Origin of the sequence: uncultured Planktosalinus sp. (assembly GCF_963973675.1) — a bacterium.
Taxonomy (GTDB): domain Bacteria; phylum Bacteroidota; class Bacteroidia; order Flavobacteriales; family Flavobacteriaceae; genus Planktosalinus.
In genome coordinates this window covers 1-1,531 of record NZ_CAXBAN010000487.1, presented here as the reverse complement: position 1 = coordinate 1,531, position 1,531 = coordinate 1, and the positions used below count along the sequence as shown (strand labels likewise).

Here is a 1,531-nt window from a genome sequence, read left to right as displayed (position 1 = left end):
CGATTCCCTCTCGCCCATTTCGGTGCCCTGTACTTCCCAGACCCCGACAAGGAGGTCGGTTTGGGCTGTGTTTTCCTGAGCCTGAAGTCCTGCTATAGTGAGTAACAGGATGCCAAGTAGGTGCAGGCTGTGTCTTCGTGTTTGTTTCATTTGTTCTTTTTTTTAATTGTTGGGTATTAATTTAGAGGTAAACGAACCGGCGATGGTAACGGTTCCCTCGATGTTTTGAAAGTTATCGTCATAGGTATGTGCTGTTACCTCATAGCTGGCTGTTACCCACTCGCCCTCCACACTATGGATGGTGAGGGTGCCCTCCCCGTCAAAGTGGGTACTGTATTCGGTCTTGTTCTCAAAATTCCCGTCAGGAAAGTGGTTGTAAATCAGCTGGAATGTCATGTCTTGGAGTTCGAGGGCCTCCCCTATTTGATAAGTACCCGGTTTCGGGGCTTCGGCAGCACCCGAGGTGGTCATCAGGGAGGGCTCGAGTGTAAAGGTTTGCGGTGATGCATCTTTCATCAATACCCACCAGACTTGCACTACTCCGGGTTCGTTTTCCAGTAAAATATGTGTTGCAGTTCCTGATTCTTCTCGGTTGACATCGCCGGTAACCGTAAAGGATGCTTCCCCGGTTTCATTGACCGTCTCCATACCGTCGTCGTCTTTAGGACAGGCGGTCAGTACAAGAGCAACAAGCCCCAGGACTAAAAATTTACTGAATTTGTTAACTGTATATTTCATCTGTTTATAATTTGTTGTTTTAAGTTAAAAGCCTGCAGCCCAAGGCGGATGCAATCCCCTTGCTTGCCTTGTGCTGCAGAACAGGTATTAAAGGTTAAAGCGTACGCCGGCAGCGACGACCAGTTGGTCAAATTCACTGATTACATATTTCAATTCTGCAAAGGGCGTGATGCTTCCGCCGAGGTTGAAGTTGCTTCCGGCCCCGATATTGAAGCCAATTTCACCTTCACTGTCGGAAACAGATTCCCCAAAGTAGTCGGTGTCCACAGTTACATTGGCATAATTGAGTCCGCCCAGTCCATAAAGACCCACAGCCCCTGCGTTCATAAAGTAAAAGTGTGCATTGGCATTGGCTTCCCACATTTTCTGGTCTAAGTAGCCGTAGTCTTTTGGAAAGAAATAGGTAAACGAGGGTGCGAGACTCAGTTTGTCGGTCAGGCCAAACTCGGCATTGACCCCGGCCCCCGGGTTTTCAATTTCAGACCCATAGGCGATGTGAGCGCCTATTTTGGTTTCGATTTGAGCATAGGATACCGATGTGGCCCCAGCCAGGAATGCCAGACTTAAAATAACTTTTTTCATCATAATTTTTTAATTGATTCTTAATTTTAATGTTTTGTTCATGGGGTTAATAGTTCATTTTGGAACAGGTAAACATTTAGAAACATTTTTTTTTACATTTTTTTCTTGAGGTGACTTCTCAATCTGCTAACCCACTAAAGCGCTTGCAGATAGGGTTTGGGCGAGTCTTGTTTTCAGATTGCGGGCCGGAAAGGGTGGTCAGGAAGTGTAA

General features: G+C 46.4%; 2 protein-coding genes. Both read right to left on the bottom strand.

Going from position 1 to position 1,531, the window contains the following annotated elements:
- Positions 1–162: 162 nt before the first annotated feature.
- Positions 163–738 carry a hypothetical protein gene (locus AACY61_RS13600; RefSeq protein ID WP_339612124.1) on the bottom strand — a complete coding sequence of 192 codons (576 nt, stop codon included), beginning with the start codon at positions 736–738 and terminating at the stop codon, positions 163–165.
- A gap of 87 nt (positions 739–825) precedes the next feature.
- Positions 826–1,323: an outer membrane beta-barrel protein gene (locus AACY61_RS13595; protein WP_339612123.1), complete on the bottom strand. Its 498-nt coding sequence runs from the start codon at positions 1,321–1,323 to the stop codon at positions 826–828.
- Positions 1,324–1,531: the final 208 nt, after the last annotated feature.